Annotated in this window: 13 protein-coding genes; 5 read left to right on the top strand and 8 right to left on the bottom strand. The window is 42.7% G+C overall.

The annotated features are described in order from the left end of the window. Positions 1 to 652: 652 nt before the first annotated feature. The 3 genes from LIR34_RS04335 to LIR34_RS04325 all read left to right on the top strand — a co-directional run bounded on the left by LIR34_RS04335 (position 653) and on the right by LIR34_RS04325 (position 5629). Positions 653 to 2011: an MATE family efflux transporter gene (locus tag LIR34_RS04335; RefSeq protein WP_173902083.1), complete on the top strand. Its 1359-nt coding sequence runs from the start codon at positions 653 to 655 to the stop codon at positions 2009 to 2011. A 201-nt stretch (positions 2012 to 2212) separates the two neighbouring features. Then, positions 2213 to 3817, top strand: coding sequence for a phosphoenolpyruvate carboxykinase (ATP) (gene pckA, locus LIR34_RS04330; RefSeq protein WP_173902082.1), 1605 nt, complete (start codon positions 2213 to 2215; stop codon positions 3815 to 3817). Positions 3818 to 3910: 93 nt separating this feature from the next. Then, positions 3911 to 5629 carry an alpha-amylase family glycosyl hydrolase gene (locus LIR34_RS04325; RefSeq protein WP_173902081.1) on the top strand — a complete coding sequence of 573 codons (1719 nt, stop codon included), beginning with the start codon at positions 3911 to 3913 and terminating at the stop codon, positions 5627 to 5629. A 112-nt stretch (positions 5630 to 5741) separates the two neighbouring features. On the opposite strand, the gene LIR34_RS04320 is transcribed toward LIR34_RS04325, so the two are convergent. The 3 genes from LIR34_RS04320 to LIR34_RS04310 all read right to left on the bottom strand — a co-directional run bounded on the left by LIR34_RS04320 (position 5742) and on the right by LIR34_RS04310 (position 10236). Then, positions 5742 to 7226: an AAA family ATPase gene (locus tag LIR34_RS04320; protein WP_173902080.1), complete on the bottom strand. Its 1485-nt coding sequence runs from the start codon at positions 7224 to 7226 to the stop codon at positions 5742 to 5744. 38 nt (positions 7227 to 7264) lie between these two features. Next, a complete protein-coding gene (locus tag LIR34_RS04315) occupies positions 7265 to 9457 on the bottom strand; it encodes a DNA topoisomerase III (RefSeq protein ID WP_173902079.1) in 2193 nt (730 codons plus the stop codon). A gap of 113 nt (positions 9458 to 9570) precedes the next feature. Then, positions 9571 to 10236: a response regulator transcription factor gene (locus LIR34_RS04310; protein ID WP_161284216.1), complete on the bottom strand. Its 666-nt coding sequence runs from the start codon at positions 10234 to 10236 to the stop codon at positions 9571 to 9573. 156 nt (positions 10237 to 10392) lie between these two features. Between LIR34_RS04310 and LIR34_RS04305 the strand changes: the two genes are divergently transcribed. Next, complete coding sequence (locus LIR34_RS04305) at positions 10393 to 11319, top strand: diacylglycerol/lipid kinase family protein (RefSeq protein ID WP_173902078.1); 927 nt, start codon at positions 10393 to 10395, stop codon at positions 11317 to 11319. A gap of 74 nt (positions 11320 to 11393) precedes the next feature. Here LIR34_RS04305 and LIR34_RS04300 read toward each other — a convergent pair whose 3' ends face one another. Continuing rightward, the gene (locus tag LIR34_RS04300) at positions 11394 to 12407 is read right to left on the bottom strand and encodes a glycosyltransferase family 2 protein (RefSeq protein ID WP_161284212.1); all 1014 of its coding nucleotides are present in this window, start codon (positions 12405 to 12407) and stop codon (positions 11394 to 11396) included. Between the two features lie 32 nt (positions 12408 to 12439). Next, complete coding sequence (mutY, locus tag LIR34_RS04295) at positions 12440 to 13483, bottom strand: A/G-specific adenine glycosylase (RefSeq protein ID WP_161284211.1); 1044 nt, start codon at positions 13481 to 13483, stop codon at positions 12440 to 12442. Positions 13484 to 13631: 148 nt separating this feature from the next. Between mutY and LIR34_RS04290 the strand changes: the two genes are divergently transcribed. Further along, on the top strand, positions 13632 to 14252 hold the full coding sequence (locus tag LIR34_RS04290; protein WP_161284210.1) for an HAD family hydrolase: 621 nt from the start codon (positions 13632 to 13634) through the stop codon (positions 14250 to 14252). A gap of 62 nt (positions 14253 to 14314) precedes the next feature. On the opposite strand, the gene LIR34_RS04285 is transcribed toward LIR34_RS04290, so the two are convergent. The 3 genes from LIR34_RS04285 to gpmI all read right to left on the bottom strand — a co-directional run bounded on the left by LIR34_RS04285 (position 14315) and on the right by gpmI (position 18337). After that, complete coding sequence (locus LIR34_RS04285; protein ID WP_161284208.1) at positions 14315 to 14647, bottom strand: DUF3784 domain-containing protein; 333 nt, start codon at positions 14645 to 14647, stop codon at positions 14315 to 14317. Positions 14648 to 14665: 18 nt separating this feature from the next. Next, positions 14666 to 16519: a L,D-transpeptidase family protein gene (locus tag LIR34_RS04280; RefSeq protein WP_173902077.1), complete on the bottom strand. Its 1854-nt coding sequence runs from the start codon at positions 16517 to 16519 to the stop codon at positions 14666 to 14668. 276 nt (positions 16520 to 16795) lie between these two features. Continuing rightward, positions 16796 to 18337 carry a 2,3-bisphosphoglycerate-independent phosphoglycerate mutase gene (gene gpmI, locus LIR34_RS04275; RefSeq protein WP_173902076.1) on the bottom strand — a complete coding sequence of 514 codons (1542 nt, stop codon included), beginning with the start codon at positions 18335 to 18337 and terminating at the stop codon, positions 16796 to 16798. Between the last annotated feature and the right edge of the window lie 6 nt (positions 18338 to 18343).

The following is an 18343-nucleotide window of genomic DNA, read 5'->3' as shown; positions in this document are numbered from 1 at the left end:
TTCTACCTGGCGAATTGCATCTTCTGATCTTTCTAAAAATAAATTTATAATATGTGTATCTTCCATATCACATTTCTCCCCTGTATATTAGTGTTTTTATGCAGATAAATTATTTGCAGTGAGCCATATTAATGTTTTCTATTATATATAACGTATTTTTTTCTGTTTGGTTGCATTTTTTTCTGTTTTTTATAATTTTTTTGTTATCATGATTCCATTTAATCGCAGTTCACTTTCCATGTCTACTGACGCTTCTTATTCTTCCATCTGCAAAAGCTGCATTAAAAGTTACGAAAAACCTACTACCGGGATTATTATGAGACCATCAAAGAACTTCTCTCAGACGAAAAGCAACAGATTTTTTATTCACTTTATATTGCGTTCTGTATGATTGTTAACACTTCTTATGAAGCTACATTACCCATCCGCTTAGTACCCTGTATTACTACAACGCACCGGATTTGACTATATTGCTCACTGGTGATTACCATAGTCGGACTTTCACCGACTGGTGTGCTCCAGCTTTGCTGGGCACGCTTCCACAATACAAAAAGCATTTTTTCCTCTTACTTTTTTGTGTATTCTCTTTACAAAGTCCAGATACTGGGGTATCTTAAAAACAGATGAGAAAATCAATATTGAGGTTTGTGTTATGTGTGATAATTCAAAGAAAAAAGCCCGTTCCATTACTATGACGACGGGCTCTTTGTGGCGTAATCTTTTTCTTTTCAGCATCCCGTTGATGTGCTCTCAGCTTCTCGAAGTCATGTTCAATTTAAGTGATGTGGCTGTCGTTGGAAGATTCGCTGATTATAGGGCACTTGGTGCCGTCGGTTCTACTACCCTGCTGGTAACTTTATTTGTCGGATTTCTGATCGGTATGGGAAGTGGTGTCAATGTCTGTGTTGCACACACACTTGGTGCCAGAGATGAACAGCTCACCATAGAAAACGTACATACGTCCCTTTTGCTCTGTGCATTGATGGGACTGCTGATGGGAACTGTCTGTTTCTTCTTTTCAGAATGGATGCTCATGCTTTTGCACACCAAGGATGATCTGCTCCAACAGGCAACGCTTTATCTTAAGATCTATGCGTTCGGACTTCCTGCAATGGGAATCTATAACTTCGGCAACGGCGTTTTAAGTGCCCGGGGAGAAACCCGGCGTCCGCTTTATTATCTCGCATTTGCAGGTGTTCTGAATGTTATTCTGAACCTGTTTTTTGTCATTGTTCTTCATATGGCTGCTGCCGGAGTTGCGGCCGCCAGTGCCATTGCACAATATGTCTCTGCTGCCCTTATCATGAACCATCTTTTTCGACGCAGGGATGAATGTCATGTCAGCTTAAAGAAGATCCGGTTACACAAAAACATTGCGGTTTCAATTCTGATGATCGGAATTCCGGCCGGGATCCAGAATGCGATTTTTGCGATTGCCAATCTGTTTGTACAGGTCGGCGTCAACTCTTTTGATACGGTTATGGTTTCCGGAAGTGCGGCCGCTACAAATGCAGACACACTGATCTTTAATGTCATGTATGCCTTTTACACCGGATGCTCCAGTTTCATCAGTCAGAATTTCGGTGCAGGTAATAAAAAAAGAATACTCCAGAGTTATTTTATAAGTCTGTTTTATGCTTTTACTGCCGGCGCCATACTTGGTCTTCTGCTGTTTCTTTTTGGGCATCAGTTCCTTTCTCTGTTTGCCACCGATGAAGCAGTCATCGAAGCGGGGATGCAGAGGATCCGCATCATGTCTTTTTCTTATGCTGTGTCCGCTTTTATGGACGCTTCACTTGCAGCATCACGCGGAATCGGAAAGACCATTGTACCGACGATCATTATCATTCTTGGTTCCTGTGTTTTTCGAATTGTATGGGTCTATACCGTTTTTGTTTATTTCCATACTATCCCGGGATTATATCTTCTTTACTTTTTTTCCTGGGTCATCACGGCCATCGCGGAAATCATTTACTTTGCTGTCAGCTACCGGAAGCTCACCATCCGGTAGCTGCTTTTTTATTTTCTGCTTCCATAAGCTGTCACAAACTGTTAAATTATTATCATTTTTCAAAATTTAATTGTTTTTTTATTGCTTTTATTGATGAATTATGTATAATAATCTCTATGAGAAGTCGGAGTGTTCCACTTCTTAGAGGTTAAAGCAGCCAGCATATAGATGGCTCCAATAAAGAAGAGAGGTAAATGTAAGATGGCAAAAATCGATTTAACTAAGTATGGCATCACAGGTACAACAGAAGTTGTATACAATCCTTCTTATGAAGTATTATTCGAGGAAGAGACTAAAGCAGGTCTTGAAGGCTTCGAAGTAGGACAGGAAACAGAACTTGGCGCTGTTAACGTTATGACAGGTATCTATACAGGACGTTCTCCTAAAGATAAATTCATCGTTATGGATGAGAACTCCAAAGATACCGTTTGGTGGACTTCTGATGAATACAAGAATGACAACCATCCTGCAACACAGGAAGCTTGGGCAGCTTGTAAAGAACTTGCTCAGAAAGAACTTTCCAACAAGAAACTTTTCGTAGTTGACGCATTCTGCGGTGCTAACGCTGATACTCGTATGGCTATCCGTTTCATCGTTGAAGTTGCATGGCAGGCACACTTTGTTACAAACATGTTCATCCAGCCAACAGCTGAAGAACTTGAGACATTTGAGCCAGATTTCGTTGTATACAATGCTTCCAAAGCAAAAGTTGAAAACTACAAAGAACTTGGCCTCAACTCTGAAACAGCTGTAATGTTCAACATTACATCCAAAGAGCAGGTTATCATCAACACATGGTACGGCGGAGAAATGAAGAAAGGTATGTTCTCTATGATGAACTACTTCCTTCCACTGAAAGGCATCGCAGCTATGCACTGCTCTGCTAACACAGACATGAATGGCGAAAACACAGCTATCTTCTTCGGACTTTCCGGAACAGGTAAAACAACTCTTTCCACAGACCCGAAACGTCTCCTGATCGGTGATGACGAGCACGGCTGGGATGACAACGGTGTATTCAACTTTGAAGGCGGATGCTATGCTAAGGTTATCAACCTTGACAAAGACTCTGAGCCGGACATCTACAATGCAATCAAACGTAACGCTCTTCTTGAGAACGTAACAGTTGATGCAAACGGAAAGATTGACTTCAACGATAAGAGCGTAACAGAGAACACTCGTGTTTCCTATCCGATCGACCACATCGAAAAAATCGTTCGCCCGATCTCCTCTGCACCGGCAGCTAAGAACGTAATCTTCCTGTCCGCAGATGCATTTGGCGTACTTCCTCCAGTATCTATCCTGACAGAAGCTCAGACACAGTACTACTTCCTGTCCGGATTCACAGCAAAACTTGCTGGTACAGAGCGTGGAATCACAGAGCCTACACCTACATTCTCAGCTTGCTTCGGCCAGGCATTCCTGGAACTGCACCCAACAAAATATGCAGAAGAGCTTGTTAAGAAAATGGAACAGAGCGGAGCAAAAGCTTACCTCGTTAACACAGGATGGAATGGAACAGGCAAACGTATCTCCATTAAAGACACTCGTGGTATCATCGATGCTATCCTCAACGGAGATATCAACAACGCTCCTACCAAGACAATTCCATACTTCAACTTTGAAGTTCCTACAGAACTTACAGGCGTTGATACAGGAATCCTTGACCCACGTGACACATACGCAGATGCTGCTCAGTGGGAAGAAAAAGCAAAAGATCTTGCTGCAAGATTCATCAAGAACTTCGCTAAATATGAAGGAAATGAAGCTGGTAAAGCACTTGTTGCTGCTGGTCCTCAGTTATAATTTCATAACCATTAGCAAAACCCAGGGGCTGCCGTTTATCGACAGCCCCATGCTTTTTTTTATCATAAATACTATGAAACGAGATGATTAGACATGAGTTGGTATAACGAAGCTATTTTTTATCATATTTATCCTTTAGGCCTTGCGGGTGCTCCAAATCAGAATGATTACAGCGAACCTGTGCACCGTCTGAATACTCTTCTTCCCTGGATTGATCACATCAAAGAAATCGGATGTACTGCTCTGTACATTGGTCCACTTTTTGAAAGTGTCGGACACGGATATGAAACCACAGATTATAAGAAACTGGATTCCCGTCTTGGAACCAACGAAGATCTGACTGCCTTTGTAAAGGCATGTCATGAAAAAAACATCAAAGTTATTTTTGACGGCGTATTCAACCACACCGGCCGTGATTTCTTCGCTTTCAAAGATATCCAGCAGAATCGTGAACATTCCAGATATCTTAACTGGTACTGTAACGTTAATTTCTGGGGAAACAACGAATATAATGACGGATTTTCCTATGATAACTGGGGAGGATATAATCTTCTTGTCAAGTTAAATCAGAGAAATCCTGAAGTACAGAATTATATCTGTGATGTGATCCGCTACTGGGTTTCTGAGTTTGATGTCGACGGAATCCGTCTGGATGCTGCCGATGTCCTTGACTTTGATTTCATGCGTGCCCTTCGCCGTACTGCCGAGGAAGTCAAACCTGACTTCTGGCTGATGGGTGAAGTTATTCATGGTGATTACAGCCGCTGGGTAAATGGAGAGACTCTTCACAGTGTTACAAACTACGCGCTTCACAAAGCTCTTTACAGCGGACATAATGACCACAACTATTTTGAGATTGCTCATACCGTGAAATATCTCCAGAATATGGGAAATCTCGATCTTTACAACTTCGTAGACAATCATGATGTAGAACGAATCTATACTAAGCTGTCCAATAAAGCGCATTTCAACCCAGTTCATGTACTTCTTTATACTCTTCCCGGAGTTCCAAGTATCTATTATGGCTCTGAGTTCGGAATTGAAGGACGCAAGGAACGATCTTCTGATGATAGTCTGAGACCTGCCCTGGAGCTTAAGGACTATGCAGATGCAGTAAAGACTAATTCCTGCACGGCCCTGATTTCTGCACTTGGAAAGATCAGACAGAACACTCCTGCCTTAAGTTACGGAAGCTATGCAGAACTTATGCTTACAAACCGTCAGTTTGCATTTGCACGTGATCTTGATGGCATCCGCGTGATCGTCACCGTAAATAACGATGACAATGATGCCGGAATGAATCTTCCTGCCGGAAATGCAGCCGAATATGTCGGAACACTTACCGGACAGAAAGTTTCTGTAGAAAATGGCCGAATCAATGTGACACTTCATGGAAACAGCGGCGAAATCTGGGTGCCTGCCTGTGAGATGCCTGAATATACCCCTGTACAGATTAAAGAGACTGCTTCCAGACCAGTTATTCCAATTTCCGAACCGACATCTGAACAGGCAGAAGCAGAGGAAACTGTAACTGATATTTCTTCTGCTGAAGAAGTATCTTCCGTTGAAGAAACTGTACAGGAAGCATCAGAAACTGCTGCGGTCTCTGCATCCGATGAAAATGCCAAAGAAAAAGAACCTGTAAAGGTTGATCCGAACAAATCTCCGGAAGACATGACTGTAGAAGAATTGCAGGCGTCCATTCTTTCCAGAATGGCAAACAATGGACCTGTTACCGATCAGATGAAAAAGACTGTCTATGATAATATCTGGCATGATTCTCTTGTAAACTGGCTTAAAAGTTTTCACTGATCTTTCCCGGGAATTACAGTCATAAGAACAAAAAACCGACGTATTTTACTAAAAACAAAACAGGGTACTGTGTATTCTTTACACAGCCCCTGTTTTTATGTTACTGTATTATCTACTCAAATAATTTCTTTACCATCTCAGCATCAAAAGTTACGGATGCCACCTTATTTACTTCTATCTGATACAGTGCATGCGCCGCAATGTGTTCCGCCGCCTGTTCCAGATCACGGATTCCTGTCGTATCCGCAAAGTGCTCGATCACTGCATCCAGTCCATCCGGTGCGATCACACACTCCTCCTCTCTCAGATTCATTCTCTTTAAAACTTTCGGAAGAGCAAATCTGGAGAATATCACCTTTTTCTCTTCCGCTGTATAATCCGGAAGTTCAATGACCGCAAAGCGGGACATCAGCGGTGCACTGATCTGTGCCTTATCATTCGCTGTTGCAATTGGATAGACACCAACTGTCGGAACCATACATTCCATATAGTTGTCTGTAAATCCCAGATTATCCAGAAGTGTGAGAAGTACATCTGCCGGATTTCCATTTCCCTTTCCATTCGTTGCTTTATCCAGTTCGTTAATGATGAATACCAGATTAGATTCACCAGCCATGGAAAATGCCTCCATGATAATTCCCGGTTTTGCATTGGCATATACACGAGAACTTCCTGTCAGCTGTTCCGGATCATTGATGGAACTCATATCCAGAGTTGTCCACGGAAGTTTCAGAATACGTGCCACGGCATATGCGATCTGAGATTTACCGGTTCCAGCCGGGCCTACAAGAAGAAGGCCATAAGCTGGCAGTGTATGAGTACGGTTGATCTGAATGATCATCTCAATGATTCTCTGTTTTACTTTCTCCATTCCGTAAAGTTCTTCATCCAGGATACGGCGTGCCTCCACAGGATCAATCGATTCAAAATAATCATTCTTCCACTGAATGTTCATCATGATAGACAGTGCTCTCTGTGCATGTCGCCTTTCTTCCTGAGATACCTCATGAGAACGGGCTACTGCAAGATTTCTTCTCGCCCAGAGCCGAATATTGTCCGGCATGGTTCTTCCTGCGCAGGTCATAAAGTCTGTAATGCTCTGGATACTGGTGAGCTTCATATTATCTCCATCTTCACCTTCATCTTCATTTTCGGGAAGTTCTGTCGGCGCATTGCTTGCAAGAAGACGTTCGATCATAAACTGCAGAAATCCATCCTCTGCCGAGAGCTTAGTTCCGCCACCGAAGGCTGTCTCTCGAATCTTATAGACTGCATATCCATCCTCTGTATTCTGTCCGGATAATCGTACACTTATATGGTTTTCTCCAAGCCATTTCACAAGACTTACAAAACGGGCATCTATCTTGAGAATGTCTGCCGGAAATACGCCATCCTCTTCTTTAAATTCAAAAGAAGATTTCTGATTCGGATTTGAAAACACGCCACAGGAATGATGCTTCCACCGGCGGCTGGTGTTATCCAGTACAAGGATCGGCTTCTGTGGTGACGGGTTTGTTTCATTGGAGCGGAATACTGTATAAGTACATTCCGGATCTTTTTTCTCTGTTGTTGTGTTGCTGAAATCAAATACAGGCATACTGTTGTCCTCCTTTATCTCGCTGATAGTATCTTGTCTCAGTCAAGCTTAAGCCCTGCCAGAGCCTGGGCAAATGCATTGTTTACCGGTTCATTTGCTTCTTTTTGCTGCTGTTTCAGATATCTCTGAACATCTCGTTTTTTTACACCTGCGCCCTCTTTCTCGCGTCTTGCCTGGAAAGAAGACAGTTTTTCTTTATATCCGCAGGCACATACAAAGGTTTCTTCTTTTCCTTTGACCAGCATTTCCATACGCTTATGACACTTCGGGCAGCGTGCATTTGTAGTTCGGGAAATTGTTTCCCGGTATCCACATTCTCTGTCCTGACACACAAGCATCTTGCTGTTCTTTCCATTGACTGCGAGAAGACGTTTTCCGCAGTTCGGGCAGACTTTATTCGTCAGATTATCATGTCGGAAGGTTCCCTGTCCTGTTTTTATCTCACTGACGATCTCATTCGTATATTCACGGATATCACTTAAAAACGTATCCTGTCTTAATTTTCCTTTCGAAATATCAGAAAGCTTCTTTTCCCAGTCTGCTGTCAGCTCCGGTTTCTTTAAGTCCTCCGGCACTAATTCCAGAAGCTGTTTTGCCTTGGAAGTCAGATAAATCTCATTTCCCTTCTTTTCCATCATGAAACTGTGGAACAACTTCTCTATGATGTCTGCTCTGGTAGCCACCGTTCCAAGTCCGCCTGTCTCTCCCAGAGTCTTTGCGGCCTGCTTATCCTTTGTGGACAAATATTTCACTGGATTCTCCATTGCTGCAAGGAGCGTTGCTTCTGTAAAACGTGCCGGTGCCTTTGTCTTTCCGGAATTCATGTGTACCTGTGTGATACGAAGTTTCTGGCCTTTTTCAAAGACCGGCAGCTTCTGATCCTTAAGTTTCTCCTCTTCTGTCTCTTCATCTTCCTGGAAATTATCTTCGTAAACTTCTTTCCAGCCTGCACGCAGAACCGTCTTTCCATTTGCGGCAAAGATATATCCCTCTGCCTGTCCTTCCATTGCAGTCTGTTCATATTCAAACGGAGGATAGAGAACACTTAAGAAACGTCTCACTACCATATCATAAATCTTGCGTTCTTCGTTTGTCATATGATCCAACTGCACAAACTGCTCTGTCGGAATGATCGCATGATGGTCACTGACCTTCTTATCGTCCACAAAACTTCCATTTGTATGAATTGGCTTACTGAGCAATGCACCTGCCAGTTTGCGGTATGGTCCTGTTCCGCAGGCTTTGAGTCTTTCTTTAATAGTCGGAACCACATCTTTTCCGATATAACGGGAATCGGTTCTTGGATAAGTCAGAACCTTGTGGTTCTCATAAAGTCTCTGCATAATATTCAGTGTTTCCTTGGCAGAGAATCCATATTTCTGGTTGGCCTCCCTCTGAAGGGTTGTCAGATCATAGAGTCCCGGTGCCATTGTCTTCTTTGGCTTTTTGACAACTGAAGTGATCTCCATCTGTCCGTTCTGCACTGTTCTTTGGATTTCTTCTGCCTTTTCTTTCTGGAAGGTGCGGAAGCTTCCGCTTCTGGTATCTTTCCAGGTCCACTGAACTTCCCCTGCCTGCACAGAGATTCCAAAATAATCCTTTGGTTTAAAGTTTCGGATTTCTTCTTCTCTCATTGCTATGATTGCAAGTGTCGGGGTCTGCACACGTCCGCAGGAAAGCTGTGCATTATATTTACAGGTAAGTGCCCGTGTTCCGTTGATTCCCACCAGCCAGTCTGCTTCCGCTCTCGCAACCGCAGCTCTGTACAGATTGTTGTACTCTTTTCCATCCTTAAGATTCTGGAATCCGTCCCTGATCGCCTTATCGGTTACAGAGGAAATCCACAGTCGCCGGATTGGTTTGCGGCATCCTGCTTTGTCCAGTATCCATCTCGCAACAAGTTCTCCCTCTCTCCCGGCATCTGTCGCTATGATGATGTCTCCAATGTCTTTTCGGAAAAGCTGTGTCTTTACAGCCTGATATTGTTTGGATGTCTGACGGATGACGACCAGTTTCATTTTGTCCGGCATCACAGGAAGGGTCTGCATCTCCCATTTCATATACTTCTTGTCGTACTCTTCAGGATCAGCCAGTGTGATCAGATGTCCCAGTGCCCAGGTCACTGCGTAATCCTTCCCTTCCAGAACTCCGTTTCCCTTTTGATTACAATGGAGAACCCTTGCAATATCTCTTGCAACAGACGGTTTCTCCGCGATTACCAATGATTTCATTTATTCAAAATCCTCTCAGAAGTTTTTTCTGGTATTGAGTATAGCATATAAATTCTGTTTTGAACAAGAAAAAAGGAAGATTTTCATCCTCCCTTTCCATCCTGCTGTTCATTTCATTTGCCTATTTTGTATCCTACACCTCGAACCGTTTCGATCAGATCCCCCGCACTCCCAAGTTTCTGCCGTAAGGTTCGGATATGTACATCCACAGTCCTGCTTTCACCATCAAACTCATATCCCCAGATCTGATTCAGAAGCTGTGTCCTGGAAAGTACCATTCCACTGTTTTTCAATAACAGACACAGCATCTCGTACTCCTTCAAAGTCAGACTGACCGGTTCCTGATCCACCATCACAACATGCTTCATCGGAGATACATAGAGATTTTCCAGGCGATATTCCTCTGCTCCTTTATCTTCAGCACGCCTCAGTGCTGCCTTTATCCTGGAGATCAGTTCCATCATTCGAAACGGTTTTGGAATATAATCATCAGCTCCACTGTCCAGTCCCATCACAACATCATACTCACTGCCCTTTGCAGTCAGCATAATAATTGGAAGCTTTCTGGTGTCAGGTCTTGTACGGAGCTTCTTGAGTATGGAAATTCCATCCTCCTCCGGAAGCATGACATCCAGCAATATCAGCGAAGGGATCTCTTTATCCAGTTCCTTCCAGAATTGAGACGGACGTTCAAAGCCCTTTGCCTCCATTCCCTGACTCTTTAATGTATATACTACAAGTTCACGGATACTCTCGTCATCCTCTACTAAATAAATCATCCTTTTTTACCTCTCTGTTTTCAATCTTTCCCAAGTATACGTGGACTTCGTAAAATTTTTAGTCTTTTCACTGTTAAATCTTTGTAAAGGTAAAACCGGATTGTAAAATTCCAGAAACAATGCTATCATAAAAAAAGAATCATTTTGGAGGATATTATGTACTATTTTATCGTTAATCCCAATTCCCGTTCGGGGAAAGGTGAACTTATATGGAAAGAACTTCGACAGGTTCTCAGGCAGAAACACATTTCTTACAAAGCAGTTTTTACCAAATATCGCGGTCATGCTGTGAAACTTGCCGCAGCCCTTACAGAAAAGGCTTCTCCGGATCGTCCTCTCTGTCTGATCGCCGTGGGTGGTGATGGTACGATCCAGGAGGCTCTTTCCGGTGTCAAAGATCTGACAAATATCTATTTCGGCTATATTCCCACAGGTTCCGGAAACGACTTCTGCCGCAGCATGAAGCTTCCCCAGGATCCTCATGAGGCATTGGATTGTATTCTTAAGAAAAAGCACATCGCATTCGTAGATGTCCCTGTAATCTCTATTAAGGGGCACAAAAGCCGCTTTGCGATCAGCTGTGGGATCGGATTTGATGCAGCAGTATGTCACGAGGTCAGTGTGACCCCTATGAAAAAGGTTCTCAATCATATTGGTCTCGGCAAACTTGTATATCTCTTTGTCGCTCTGAAACAACTGTTGTTTATGAGACCGGTTCCTGTGACACTTCGAATGGATGAAGAACGAATTTATCCTTTTCAGAAGGTATATTTTGCTGCGGTCATGAATCAGAAATACGAGGGCGGTGGATTCAAATTCTGTCCCGCTGCCGATCCATCCGACGGATATCTTGATGTAATCGTGGTTGACGGGCTTAGTAAACTTAAGGTTCTATGCTGTCTTCCAACTGCTTTTTTTGGTAAACATACGCAATTCACCGGAATTCATATTTTCCGCTGCAAGAATGTTGAAGTTTTCAGTTCTGTCCCTCTTGCTGTACATAAAGACGGTGAATCCGCCGGAATCCAGGAAACATTTTCTGTTTCTGTCGATAAAGAACCCGTAAAGATCATTCTTCCATAATAATGAAATAACGAAAGGCTTCCGGCAAAATTTTCTCTCATTCTGCCGAAAGCCTTTCTTATATATTGCTTGTTTCAGTTAAATCCATAAAATTTCTGACATACCTTATAGGCAGCCACGAACATTTTTCTTCCGCTTTTTCCCGGAAGGTTTGCAGCACGTCCCAGAATGCTGTAACGAAGTTTGTGATACAGCCAACGATCCTGTTCCCGGATATATTCCATAAGTTCTTTTTTCTTGTCCAGTGCTTCCTGGGTTCCGGCACGCACCAGCATGATGGAAGAAACGGTTGTAATGATATCCAGATAGCTGAGCATATATTTCTTCAGATGTTTATTATTGAACTGACATCTGTGGAATGCATCTGCCATCAGCTTGTTTACTCTGATCTGCTGATCGATTCTTCTGATCATGACTTTTTCGTTTACTGACTGATCATCTCTTCCGATAAAATAACGATAAAAATTCACATCCAGATAATACATATTTTTGACATATGGAAGTGGCTCAAATGCAAACAGATTATCTACATAGAATGTATGTTTCGGAAGCTCCAGTCCACATTCGTGAAGTAATTTGGTTCGGTAGATCATCGAATGCATCAGGAGATATTTTCCCCTTGACATATGCACACTGTTCCATTCAAAAATTTCATTTACAGGAAGACAATGTCTGTACTGCATAACTTTCTTTCTGTCTGCTCCCTGCTTTTCATATACAAAATTGCTGATCAGAAGATCTACTGTCTTTGGTCCGCGGATCAGTTCTTCCAGCGTTTTAAGAATCTGGTGATATGCCTCCTCATTTACCCAGTCATCACTGTCTACCACTTTAAAATAGAGTCCTGTGGCATTTCGGATACCTGCATTGACCGCCTCTCCATGACCGCCGTTCTCCTGATGGATTGCTTTGACAATTGTCGGATATTTCTCTGCATAGGCATCTGCAATCTCTGCAGTGCGGTCAGAGGATCCGTCATTCACAACCAGGATCTCAACATCTTCTCCTCCTACAAGAAGAGATTCTATACATTTCTCCATATATGCTTCTGAATTATAACACGGAATTGCAATACTTAAAATTTTCATCGGTATTCCTCCTTTGTGGTTTTCCACGGCTTTTATTCGATATATCTCGTGTATGCACTGAATGCTGATGGAATCGCATATTGTCTGTCTGACTGCTTCCTGCTGACAAAAAGCAGGTTTGCACGGTTATTGTCTTCCAGTGAAGAAACCCTGACTCTGTAGGCTGTCATCCTCCATTCAATATGTGAAAATATATGCTTCGCATCCGGAAGAGGTTCAATATACAGTGGGTCCAGATTCATTTCTCTGATCATTTCCAGTGTTTCCTCTTTTGACAGATGTCCGCTGACATTCGGAAATTCATACAATCCTGCCAGGAGTCCCCTCGATGGGCGTCTGCGGATTGCCGTCTTCTCTCCATCCTGAATCACCAGAATTGTTCTGTCTTCCAGTTTTCTGTCTTTCTTCTGGGTCTTTACAGGAAAATGATCGATCGTCCCATGTCTCATAGCTTTACAGGCAAATGACACCGGACATATCTCACAGTTCGCTTCTCCATTCGGCACGCAGACAACCGCTCCCAGTTCCATGAGAGCCTGGTTGAAATCACCCGGAGATTCCTCTGGCATGATTTCTTTAAGCTGCTCTTCAATCTTGTGTTTCACGGACTGCTTAAGAATGTCCCCATCGTTCTCTGTAATTCTGGTTATCACACGAAGTACATTTCCGTCCACCGCCGGAACCGGAATATCGTATGCGATGGATGCGATCGCACCCGCTGTATAGCTTCCAATTCCCTTAAGTGAAAGAAGTGCCTCGTATGAAGCCGGCAATACTCCAAGATATTCCTGCATAACCGTCTGTGCTGCAAGCTGCATATTTCGGACACGGTTGTAATATCCAAGTCCTTCCCACAATTTCAAAAGCTTCTCCTCCGGACATTCAGCCAGTGCTTCCACATCCGGAAGTTCTTCAATAAATCTTTGAAAATACGGCTTTACTGCCTCTACCCTGGTCTGCTGCAGCATGATCTCAGACACCCAGGTATAATAGGCATTATGTCTGTCTCTCCACGGAAGGCTTCTCTTATTCTGTCTGTACCATTGCGTCAATGGAATTACAATATCATTCAGCATTTTTTCATCCTGTCTGGTCTTTTCTTATATGCCGTATTAGTATAACATAAATCCAGCCAAAAGACAGTTGATTTTTTGAATTTTACCATATAGAATAGAAGTCAGCTTAACAATAACTATATTTCATTTTTCCTGAAAGGACTCTATTATGGACAGTATTATTTTTGATGTTGACGGAACCTTATGGAATTCTACAGCAATCATAGCAAAAACATGGAAACGTTATCTCAGCGAAGAAGAACATTTGGATATTCCTCTGACTGCTGAGCTTCTTTCTTCTATGTTCGGGCGGCCACTCCCTGATATTGCCCGTCAGATTTTTCCGAATGTTTCCGAGACGGAACAGCTTCGTCTGATAGACAGCTGCTGTCAGGCAGAACATATAGCACTTCTTGCAGAATGCGCTCCTCTTTACGAGGATCTGGAAAAGACCCTGCAGCTTCTGTCTGAAAAATATTCTCTGTATATAGTAAGCAACTGTGAAGCCGGTTATATTGAGGTCTTTCTTAAGACCACCGGTTTCAGTAAATATTTCAAGGGGCATCTGTGCAATGGTGATAATGGACTGGACAAGGGATCTAATATTGCCCTGATCGCACAGACTTATCATATGAATTCTCCTGTCTATGTCGGTGACACCATGGGTGATTTTCTTTCCTGCCGCAAGGCCGGTGTTCCTTTTGTTTTTGCATCTTACGGTTTTGGCGAGGTTCCTGACCCAGATGCAGTCATTCAGAAACCAATGGACCTTGTTTCTCTTTATTATTAAAACAAATTTTCCTGAAGTAATAACAAGAGCGTGGAAAACTGCCTTCCACGCTCTTGTTCTGTTTATTTATTCTTTTTTGAAATTTTGTCTTTGGTTTCCGGTGTTTTTGTACATTTAAGCTTCACATAGAAGCCCAGACCTACCATGATCACTATCAAAAGTGCGACATAAATAAGTTTCGCCGCCAGGGTCTCTGTATAAGAATCAATAAATGTCATAATACCAATCAGAATGAGTGCCACTCCGGATCCCTTTGACATCTTGTCTTCGTCATACTTTGCTTTGCGAAGCTGTGTATTTCCACCCTTCAGAAAAATCTCTCCATGTCCTGTCAGAAGCAGAATTCCTACGATCAGGGCAGCTCCCGCAAGTAAAAAATCAAATGATCTTCCCATTATTTTCTCCTGTCATTTTTAATAAAAACATACGATTGGAACATCGTACTGAATCAGATCATACAGCACTGCTGCATTCTCCGGCGGAAGATTTATACATCCATGAGAACCGCTTGTCAGATAAATATCACCGCCAAAATCATCTCTCCAGTTCGCATCATGGAATCCGATACCTCCATCAAATGGCATCCAGTATTGTACCGGCTGTTCATAATAATTCGCCGTTCCCTTCTGTCCACCTCTCAGAACATCCGGACTCTTCTTGTAATATAAAGTAAAGATTCCCGCATGTGTCTGACGATCTGCATAACTCATATTTCCGGAAACAAAATCAGATTCAAAAATATCTGCACCATCCTGATAATAGTACATATGCTGTTCGCTTAAATCTACCTCAATGTACGTATTTCCAAGATCATTTACTCCATATGCATTTGCTGTCTGAGCATAAATCGGTTCTCTGGTCGTCTGTGTTCCTGATTGGATTTCCTGACTGAGCTGAGCAGCCTCTGCTGCCTGATCGATCTTCCATCCATATACCGAACTGGAAACATATACAGTTCTTCCACTCGTTGCCTGGAATTCTCTCTCTGTTCCTACTGTGTCATAAGTTGCTGCAAGCTGTGCAACATATTCTGCAACATGCTGCTGGAAAGAATTATCATCCCATATCAGCTGCCCCTTCTCATCAAACTGCAGCCAGTCTTTGATCGTATTTCCGTCAAGTGTCGTACTCTGATCTCCAAATGTATAAGTAATACTTGCCTTCGTGTAGTTGTTGCATGCCTCCAGTGCCGCCTGAAGTTCCGGATCATCCTTGGTTACAGCTGCTGATACATATACCTCAGGTGTATTACTGAAATCTATAGCAGACTCATTGGCCTCCACCGCTGCATTAAGAACCTTGTATGCTTCTTTGATATTAAGCTTGCTGCCCTCTGTTTCCGGCACGATCACAAACGCATTGTTCTGAAAGGCCACATACGCATTCTCAGGTTCTGTCTGATTCTCAGCCTGTGCACAGTTCAGAGATTTCAGCTGTTCCTGAAGAAGAGTCTTATTGTAGCCTACGTTCTCATCTACCGTATAACTCTTCTGTTCATAAAGTCCCTTAACCCACTCATACGGTTTCTGTTTCCTGAGCAGCTGCAGGATTTCTCCTGTGGACATATATTTGTAATCAATATCCTCACCTTTGATCGTCTGCGCAGCCACATCTCTGGATGAAACCTCGATGGAATACTCACTGAGCTTTTCCTTCATAAGCTCTTCTACTTCATAAGCAGTCTTCTGTGAGCAGTCTATCCCATTGATCCAGGTTCCTTCAAAGAAACGATTTGAAAAATAATAGCTGATTCCACCATAGGCACATCCGCCCAGAACTGCTATCATCAGTACTAAAAGTCCAAAAATTCTGAGTCCCTTGTATCCGTGTTTTTTGTTTTGCTTTACATTCTCAGGAACAGGCACCTCCTGATCAATGTCATCCACAGGAACATAAATTACCGGAGCCGGTCTTGCGGATTTGTGTTTGTTTCGGACTATCGGCTTTTCCTCTTCTTCCTCAGGCTCCTCATATATTTCTTCTTCGGAATCCTGTTCGGAAGGACCATTCCATACTATTGTTTTTTCATAGTCTTCCTGGAATTCACCATTATCCTTGCTAACCTCAATAGTTTTGTCAAGATTATCAACGTCTTCCTCTGCTTCTCCAGAATCCTCATAATCAACTACTATGTCATCAAGCTCATCGTCCTCATCATCCAGAATTTTGTCCAATGTTGCATTGATTCTGTCTTCAAAGTTTGTGGTCTCTTCTGCGGTACCTACATCATCTTCCGACAATCTCCCCTTTTTTTCTTCGCTACTCATTTCTATACTCCTCAAATCAACAATGATTTCTGTCATTTCTCACTGCTTCCGTTTTTCGGTAGCGTTTTTATTATAACATACTTCTGCCTTTTTGCATCCTAAATTCTATCTTTTTTTAAGAATTTTCGTAACTCTTCGCAGTAACAAATTTTCCGGTCAACATATTCTTCCCGGAAATCACAGAGACGCCGGATACCTGATTGGTACCCTGCGTCTCTGTTTTTACATATTCAACAAATTTTTGTCTGAACTTGCATATATTTATCTATTATTTCACTATTTCTCAACCAGAAGGCTTTCTCCTGTCATATCTGCCGGCTGCTCCATTCCCATTAACTGGATCAGTGTAGGAATGATATCTGCCAGACATCCGTTCTCTTTCAGAGTGTATTTCGGATCTGCGTTTACAAGAATAAATGGAACCGGGTTTGTTGTATGTGCTGTCCATGGCTCACCTGTCTCATAATCAATAAGCTGTTCAGCATTTCCGTGGTCTGCACAGATAAACATCTGTCCATCTACTTCTTTGAGTGCTTCTACTGCTCTTCCAACACATCCGTCTACTGTCTCAATTGCTTTGACAGCAGCTGCCTGAACGCCAGTATGTCCTACCATATCCGGGTTTGCAAAGTTGATGATGATCACATCATATTTATCGGACTTGATCGCATCTACCAGTTTGTCACATACTTCCGGTGCACTCATCTCTGGCTGGAGATCATAGGTGGCAACCTTTGGAGATTTCACAAGGATTCTGTCCTCACCTTTGTTCGGCTCCTCAACACCACCATTAAAGAAGAAGGTTACATGTGCATATTTCTCAGTTTCAGCAATACGAACCTGAGTCATATCATGTGCTGCAAGATACTCACCAAATGTATTCTTGAGCTGAACCTTATGGAATGCAACCAGCTTGTTCTGAATAGTTTCATCATAATCTGTGAAGCATACATAAGTCAGATCCAGTTTCTTAGCTCTCTCAAATCCCTTGAATTCATCATCACAGAATGCTCTGGTGATCTCACGGGCACGGTCAGGACGGAAGTTAAAGAATACTACAGAATCCTTGTCCTGAATAGTTGCAACTGGTTTGCCGTCTTTCTCAATAACTGTCGGAAGAACAAATTCATCTGTCTTGTCATTATCATAAGAAGTCTGGACTGCTGCAGCTGCATCTGTGCCCTTGACTCCCTCACCTGCTGTCAGTGCTTTGTATGCCAGTTCTACACGATCCCAGCGGTTATCTCTGTCCATTGCATAATAACGTCCGGAAACAACACCAATCTCACCAACACCGATTTCTTTCATCTTGGCTTCCAGCTGCTCGATAAATTCTTTACCGGATGCCGGAGGTGTGTCACGTCCGTCAAGGAAACAGTGTACATAAACTTTTGTAAGACCCTCTCTCTTGGCCATCTCAAGCAGTGCATAGAGATGAGTGTTGTGGCTGTGTACACCGCCGTCGGAAAGAAGTCCCATAAAGTGGATTGCAGAATTATTTTCTTTTGCATTCTTCATTGCTGTAAGAAGTGCTTCATTTTTGAAGAAATCTCCATCATTGATTTCTTTGGTGATTCTGGTAAGTTCCTGATATACGATGCGTCCCGCACCCATATTCATATGTCCTACCTCAGAGTTACCCATCTGTCCATCCGGCAGACCTACTGCAAGTCCACTGGCATTTCCTTTAACAAATGGATATTCCTCCATTAATTTATCCATAACAGGAGTTTTTGCTTCGTAGATTGCATTTCCCTCATGTCTGTCATTCAGACCATAACCATCCAGGATCATTAAAACGGTTGGTTTCTTGCTCATAATATT

This window comes from Blautia sp. MSK17_66 (genome assembly GCF_020538025.1).
Classification (GTDB): Bacteria; Bacillota; Clostridia; order Lachnospirales; family Lachnospiraceae; genus Blautia_A.
The sequence above is the reverse complement of the archived record's forward strand: the minus strand, read 5'-3'. Positions and strand labels throughout refer to the sequence as shown.